Annotated in this window: 4 protein-coding genes; 3 read left to right on the top strand and 1 reads right to left on the bottom strand. The window is 39.7% G+C overall.

The genetic code is table 11. The annotated features are described in order from the left end of the window. Positions 1-42 precede the first annotated feature (42 nt). A complete protein-coding gene (locus A5875_RS05465) occupies positions 43-1,077 on the top strand; it encodes a lysylphosphatidylglycerol synthase transmembrane domain-containing protein (RefSeq protein WP_088932681.1) in 1,035 nt (344 codons plus the stop codon). A gap of 44 nt (positions 1,078-1,121) precedes the next feature. Here A5875_RS05465 and A5875_RS05460 read toward each other — a convergent pair whose 3' ends face one another. Beyond that, on the bottom strand, positions 1,122-2,132 hold the full coding sequence (locus A5875_RS05460; RefSeq protein ID WP_088932680.1) for a zinc-binding alcohol dehydrogenase family protein: 1,011 nt from the start codon (positions 2,130-2,132) through the stop codon (positions 1,122-1,124). 298 nt (positions 2,133-2,430) lie between these two features. On the opposite strand from A5875_RS05460, the gene clpB reads away from it, so the two are divergent. Continuing rightward, on the top strand, positions 2,431-5,034 hold the full coding sequence (clpB, locus tag A5875_RS05455; protein ID WP_088932679.1) for an ATP-dependent chaperone ClpB: 2,604 nt from the start codon (positions 2,431-2,433) through the stop codon (positions 5,032-5,034). 285 nt (positions 5,035-5,319) lie between these two features. After that, positions 5,320-6,189, top strand: coding sequence for a glucosaminidase domain-containing protein (locus A5875_RS05450; protein ID WP_088932678.1), 870 nt, complete (start codon positions 5,320-5,322; stop codon positions 6,187-6,189). Positions 6,190-6,450 lie beyond the last annotated feature (261 nt).

Below are 6,450 nucleotides of genomic sequence, written 5' to 3'. Positions count from 1 at the left end.
TAAGAAATAAAGTCATTTATCGGAATTAGGAGTTTTTTTAAAATGAACCTATCAATCAATCGTAAACTGATTCTAAATATCTTGTTGTTTGTTGTAATGATCGGTGTAATTATTTTTGTGATCCGTGATTCATTAAGCGATATTTTTACTGAGCTTGGCAGAACTTCTTTACCGGTGCTTTTAGGTGTGACCGGATTGGGATTACTTAGTCAGGTAATCGAAGGATATACTATCAAAAATATTGCTGGAGAGTTTAATCCAGACTTTACTGTTCGCGATGGTTTTTTTGCATCGGCCTACGCGACCTTTTATCGGGTCGTTACTTTCGGAACGGGTTCAATCGTATCTGAGGTGATCTATTATCATAAGAAGGATCTGAGGTACTCTGAAGGGACAGGGACGAGTGCTTTGCGGATGGTCACCTACAAAATTGCCCTGATGATTTGGGCTTTGTTCTTCTTAGTCGTGAAAAGCAATGCAATCCAAGCGCACATTGCCAATGGGATCTTTTTGGTGCTCGCCGGGATTCTGGTGACTTTGCTGATTATTTCAGCTTTATTAGTTTTGAGTTTGAATATAAATGCTCAAGTATTGTTGGTGATTATTTGTAATCGGCTGTTCAAAAGTCAAAAGCTGCGGAATATTGTGGATCAGGTGAACAATCAAGTCTATTCTTTACGAGGAGCAATCAAAACCTTCATTCAGGATCGAAATGCGGTTCTTCGTGTCTTTTGTTCAAATATGGCAAAATTGGTTGTATGGTATTCGCTGCCGTTCTTTATTTTAGTAAAAGATTATCCTGATATCGATCTGTGGTTGACGGTAGCATTGATCAGCTTCACGGTGATTATCGGAGGAATTTTACCAGCGCCGGGAGGAATCGGCGGCTTTGAATTTGTTTATGTACTATTATTCCGACATGTAGTTGGGAAAGTCGATGCGGTGTCTTCTTTGCTGCTATATCGCTATGCTACGTATTTATTGCCATTTCTGATCGGTATGATTTACGTACTCTTCAATAAGCAGCGTCAAATCAATCATGAAATTAAAGAAGCAAAAAAAGAAGTGAACGACTGATTTCGTTGACTTCTTTTTTTTGTCAAAATTTCTATATTCGTTATCTAGTAATGTACAACCAGTTTGCCGATCATAGTATCTTCTTCGACAAATCGGTGGGCTTTATAGAAGACTCTCGGTGAAAACCCAGGAATAATCTTGGTCAAAGTACTCTTGATTTTTTTCTCCTGCATCAGTTGAACGAGGAGTTCTAAAATCGCTCCTTGTGAGGCGATATTATGATCATAGTCGGTCTTAGCAAACATGTATTCCCAATCAAAGCTGCCGGATTTATTTTTCAATTTCGCCAAATTTAAGTCTTTATTTGTTCCAACGATCGAGCCAAGATGACCAAAAGGCTCAAGCAGGTCGCTCATTTCATCAAAGTAGCGATCGGTTGAATGTAGGATCAAAATATAAGGCAATGATTGGTAACCGATTTTTTTTAATTGTTTAGTCAGATCCTTATGATGATCGATAATATGGTCAGCGCCCATTTTTTCTGACCACTCCTTGCTTTCTTTGCGAGAGGCAGTAGTGATCACAGTTAGCCCGGCCCATTTTGCTAACTGGGTAGCTACTGATCCGACACCGCCAGCACCATTGATGATCATGATCGATCCTTCATTCTGTCCTTCTTGAGGTGTTAAGCCCATTTTTTCAAACAACATTTCATAAGCAGTTATAAAGGTTAATGGCATCGCTGCTGCTTCGTCAGTTGAGATTCCGCCGGGCACCTTTGCGACAATTCGAGAATCGACCACTTGTCTATCGCTATAACTACCGAATCGTGTCGTGGTACCGGCAAATAATACCCGATCACCAATCTCGATATTTTTTACGTCACTGCCTAAATGAGACACAATACCCACGCTGTCAAACCCTAAGATATGGGGTTTTGGTATACTTTTGCTGTCTTGTCTCAGTTTTGTATCTACTGGATTGATCGAAACAGCCAGATTCCTTACAACAAGATCAAATTTATTTAATTTAGGCAGCATGACTTCATATTTTTCAAAATGGTTTCCATCCTTAAGTTGAAAGCCTCTTTCAAATCCGATTACGCGAGAAATCATCGAATCACTCTCCTTATTTATCCTAAAGCCCTCATCCTTTTTTAGTGAAAGATGAGCTTGATTTTCACGTTTTTATAATAATACAGTTAGCATTTTACAGCTCATTTTATAAAAAATTGATGTGCTGGAACGTAAATATACTAACTATCGTCTTATTAGTAATGAAAGAATTGTAGCATTATTTTGTTTTTCTTCATAATAATAAACTTGGAAAACGATGAGCTTTATTGTTTGACCTTTACTGACCAAAGTTATATACTAATATATGTAAAAAATTAATTATGTCGGAGGTATGTTTATGAATATCGAAAAAATGACGACAACTTTACAAGAGACGATCGCAGAAGCACAGCAGATCGCGGTAACAAGACATCATCAAGAAATCGATATCGCTCATGTGTGGAAGATTTTTTTACAGCCAAATCATTTTGGCCGAAACTTTTATACGGATGCAGGGATTGATGTTGACCAATTTGAACGGGAAGTAGATAAGGCCTTGGATGAATATCCTACCATCAGCGGCGGCAACGTTCAGTATGGGCAAAACCTTAGCCAAAATCTCTTTAACCTTTTAAACGAAGCAGATAAATTACGTGAAAAATTTCAAGATGATTTCTTATCAACGGAAATCGTCATCTTAGCGTTGATGAAATTAAAAAATTATTCCTTGACGAAATATTTGAACCAGCAAGGCTTGAATGAAAAGGAAGTACAAAAAAATATTGAAGAAATGCGAGGAGGGGATCGGGTGACCTCACAAAATCAAGAAGAAACTTATAAAGCATTAGAAAAATATGGCGTTGATTTAGTTCAGCAAGTCAAAAACGGCAAGCAAGATCCAATTATCGGCCGTGATGAAGAAATTCGCGACGTGATCCGGATACTTTCACGTAAGACGAAAAATAATCCAGTGTTAATCGGTGAACCCGGTGTTGGTAAGACGGCCATCGTAGAAGGACTGGCCCAACGGATCGTGCGTAAAGATGTACCTGAAAACCTTAAGGATAAAACCGTGTTCTCATTGGATATGGGTTCGTTGATTGCCGGTGCGAAATTCCGCGGCGAGTTTGAGGAACGCTTAAAAGCAGTATTGAAAGAAGTCAAAAAATCGGACGGTAGAATTTTGCTGTTTATCGATGAGATTCATAATATTGTTGGAGCAGGAAAAACAGAAGGCAGCATGGATGCCGGAAATATTCTAAAACCTATGCTGGCTCGCGGTGAATTGCACTTGATCGGCGCAACGACGCTCGACGAATATCGCCAATACATGGAAAAGGATAAGGCCTTAGAACGCCGTTTCCAAAAAGTATTAGTTAAGGAACCAACAGTTGAGGATACGATCAGTATTTTACGTGGATTGAAGGAACGTTTTGAAATCCATCACGGTGTCAATATTCACGACAACGCTTTGGTGGCCGCTGCAACACTATCTGATCGTTATATCACCGATCGTTTCTTACCGGATAAAGCGATCGACCTAGTCGATGAAGCCAGTGCCAGCATCCGAGTGGAAATGAACTCGATGCCGACCGAACTTGACCAAGTAACTCGCCGTTTGATGCAGCTGGAAATCGAAGAAGCGGCATTGAAAAAAGAAAGCGACGACGCAAGTAAAAAACGCCTAGAAAATCTACAAGAAGAATTAGCGGATCTGCGGGAAGAAACCAATGCGATGAAATTGCAATGGGAAACCGAAAAAGAAGAAGTTAATGTGGTTTCTAATAAGCGGGCCGAAATCGATCAGGCCAAGCACGAATTAGAAGATGCGGAAAACAATTACGATTTAGAGCGGGCTGCGGTTCTTCGTCACGGAACGATTCCAAATTTAGAAAAAGAACTAGCTGAATTGGAAGAAAAGAATCAAAAGAATGACATCAAGATGGTTCAAGAATCGGTGACTGAAAATGAAATTGCTCAAGTTGTTGGTCGTCTGACTGGCATTCCTGTAACCAAATTAGTCGAGGGTGAACGAGAAAAACTCTTGAGTCTAAACAGCACGTTGCATAAACGCGTAATCGGTCAAGATGAAGCAGTAGACGCTGTTAGTGATGCGGTATTACGTTCGCGTGCGGGTCTGCAAGATCCGAACCGTCCGCTAGGTTCTTTCCTATTCTTAGGTCCGACTGGTGTAGGTAAAACTGAACTTGCCAAAGCACTAGCAGAAAATCTATTTGATTCGGAAGACCACATGGTACGGATCGATATGAGTGAGTACATGGAAAAACATTCAGTGTCACGACTTGTTGGAGCGCCTCCAGGTTATGTCGGTTATGAAGAGGGCGGACAATTAACCGAAGCTGTTCGCCGCAATCCTTATACGATCATTTTGCTGGATGAAATTGAAAAGGCTCATCCTGATGTGTTCAATATTTTACTGCAAGTATTAGATGATGGACGTTTAACAGATTCTAAGGGACGTTTAGTTGATTTCAAAAACACTGTGTTGATCATGACCAGCAATATCGGGTCACAGGTGCTGTTGGATGGAGTGACGGCTGACGGAAAAATCCCCGAAGCCACGAAGGAGCAAGTCTTAAGTATGCTTCGGGGCCACTTCAAACCAGAATTTTTAAACCGAATCGATGATACGATTCTCTTCACACCGTTAAGCTTAGATGATGTGAAAGGGATCGTTGAGAAAATCGTGCAGCATTTGTCACATCGTTTGGAAGAACAAGAAATTCAATTAGCTATTACGGAAGATGCCAAGAGCTGGATCGCCGAAAAAGCTTATGAGCCGCAATATGGTGCACGACCTCTAAAACGTTTCATCACACGTGAAGTAGAGACGCCGCTAGCGAAAGAAATAATTGCTGGACGTGTCATGCCGAAAACAAAAGTTTCCATCGAATTGTTCGATGATCAATTAGTTTTTCAGAACCAGCAATTAGACGCATAAAATAATTATGTAAACAAAATATAATTAGAAATTAAAGAGTGAAACAGCAGAAGTATTTTTCCTGCTGTTTCACTTTTTTGCAAAATTATAGCAGTTAATAAGCTAGATACAAAAAAATCAAGTAGTTTAAAAGCGAAACATAACAACTTTTTCATTACGCATGTTACGAAGTAATGACAAATTAGTGAATTTGTGGGATTTAAATTGTTTGTTAATTGTTCTTGGATTATACTTTTAAAGTAATCAAAAATGGAGAGCTCTGTAAAGGTTTCTTGGAGGTATAGAATGAACCAATTTAAAACCCGCATTGAAAAGTACAATTATATAAAAACACAGCAAAAAGAAAAACGGCTGAAAACAGCAAAAAGAACAGTTCCTTTGTTAGGAACTGCGATGATCCTTTCACCCGCTGTTTTAAACATGAATACTGTAAAAGCCAACGCAGCTGAAACTGGTCAAGTTCAAAATCAATCCGCCTTCATCGAGCAATTAGGTGCTTCGGCGATGCAGGTCTCAGCGTCAAGCGATCTTTACGCATCAATCATGGTGGCCCAAGCTTTGGTTGAAACCGGCTTTGGTACTTCTACATTATCTGCTGCACCTTATTACAATTTGTTTGGGGTAAAAGAATATAGCGGCGGACCATCAGTGACTATGAGTACACAAGAATATTTAAATGGGCAATGGGTAACAATGAATGAACCATTCGCTGTTTACAGCAGTTATGCTGAATCATTCCAAGCTCATGCCAGCTTATTAGCCAGCTCTTATTATGCAGGCGCGTGGAAAAGCCACACAAATAGTTACCAAGATGCGGCAGTTTATTTAACTGGTCGTTATGCAACAGACCCTAGCTATGCCAGCAAATTGATCTCATTGATCCAAAGCTACAATCTGACTCGCTTTGACACACCGGGAGCAGGCACAGCAGTTCAAACGACGGATCAAACCCAGACTGCAGCTGATCAAGGGGTACAGCAAACTACTCAAACGACATCTTCAGCACAAGCGAGCGGTCAATCTTATACCGTTCAATCTGGTGACTCAATCTGGGGGATTGCTGAAAAATTCGGTATCAGTGTCGATCAATTATTGGCGGACAATGGTTGGACTACTGATTCAACAATCATGCCAGGTGACACGATTGTCATTTAACTTCTAAAAATGGAGCAATCTGCTCCATTTTTTTGTCGATTTAATTTCTTGTAAATGCCAGGGACACTTTTAGATTGATCTAAGAATTGGTATAATAAGTATAGAGGTTCGTACTTAAGAGAAACGAATGAACCTTAAGAAAATGTCTATATAGAGCTTTTAAAGTCGAAATTCTCGCATCTTTTCTTATTATTCGTTAAGATAACTTACATAAGGTAAGAAATGGAGCGAGGAAAAATGACAAAAATTTATAATTCGATT

Source organism: Enterococcus sp. 3H8_DIV0648 (assembly GCF_002140655.1).
Taxonomy (GTDB): domain Bacteria; phylum Bacillota; class Bacilli; order Lactobacillales; family Enterococcaceae; genus Enterococcus_A; species Enterococcus_A hulanensis.
The sequence above is the reverse complement of the archived record's forward strand: the minus strand, read 5'-3'. Positions and strand labels throughout refer to the sequence as shown.

What these genes read in the sequence shown, in the direction of transcription:
- A5875_RS05465 (WP_088932681.1), top strand. Translation starts at nt 43, where the DNA reads ATGAACCTATCAATCAATCGTAAACTGATTCTAAATATCTTGTTGTTT.
- A5875_RS05450 (WP_088932678.1), top strand. Translation starts at nt 5,320, where the DNA reads ATGAACCAATTTAAAACCCGCATTGAAAAGTACAATTATATAAAAACA.
- clpB (WP_088932679.1), top strand. Translation starts at nt 2,431, where the DNA reads ATGAATATCGAAAAAATGACGACAACTTTACAAGAGACGATCGCAGAA.
- A5875_RS05460 (WP_088932680.1), bottom strand. Translation starts at nt 2,132, where the DNA reads ATGATTTCTCGCGTAATCGGATTTGAAAGAGGCTTTCAACTTAAGGAT.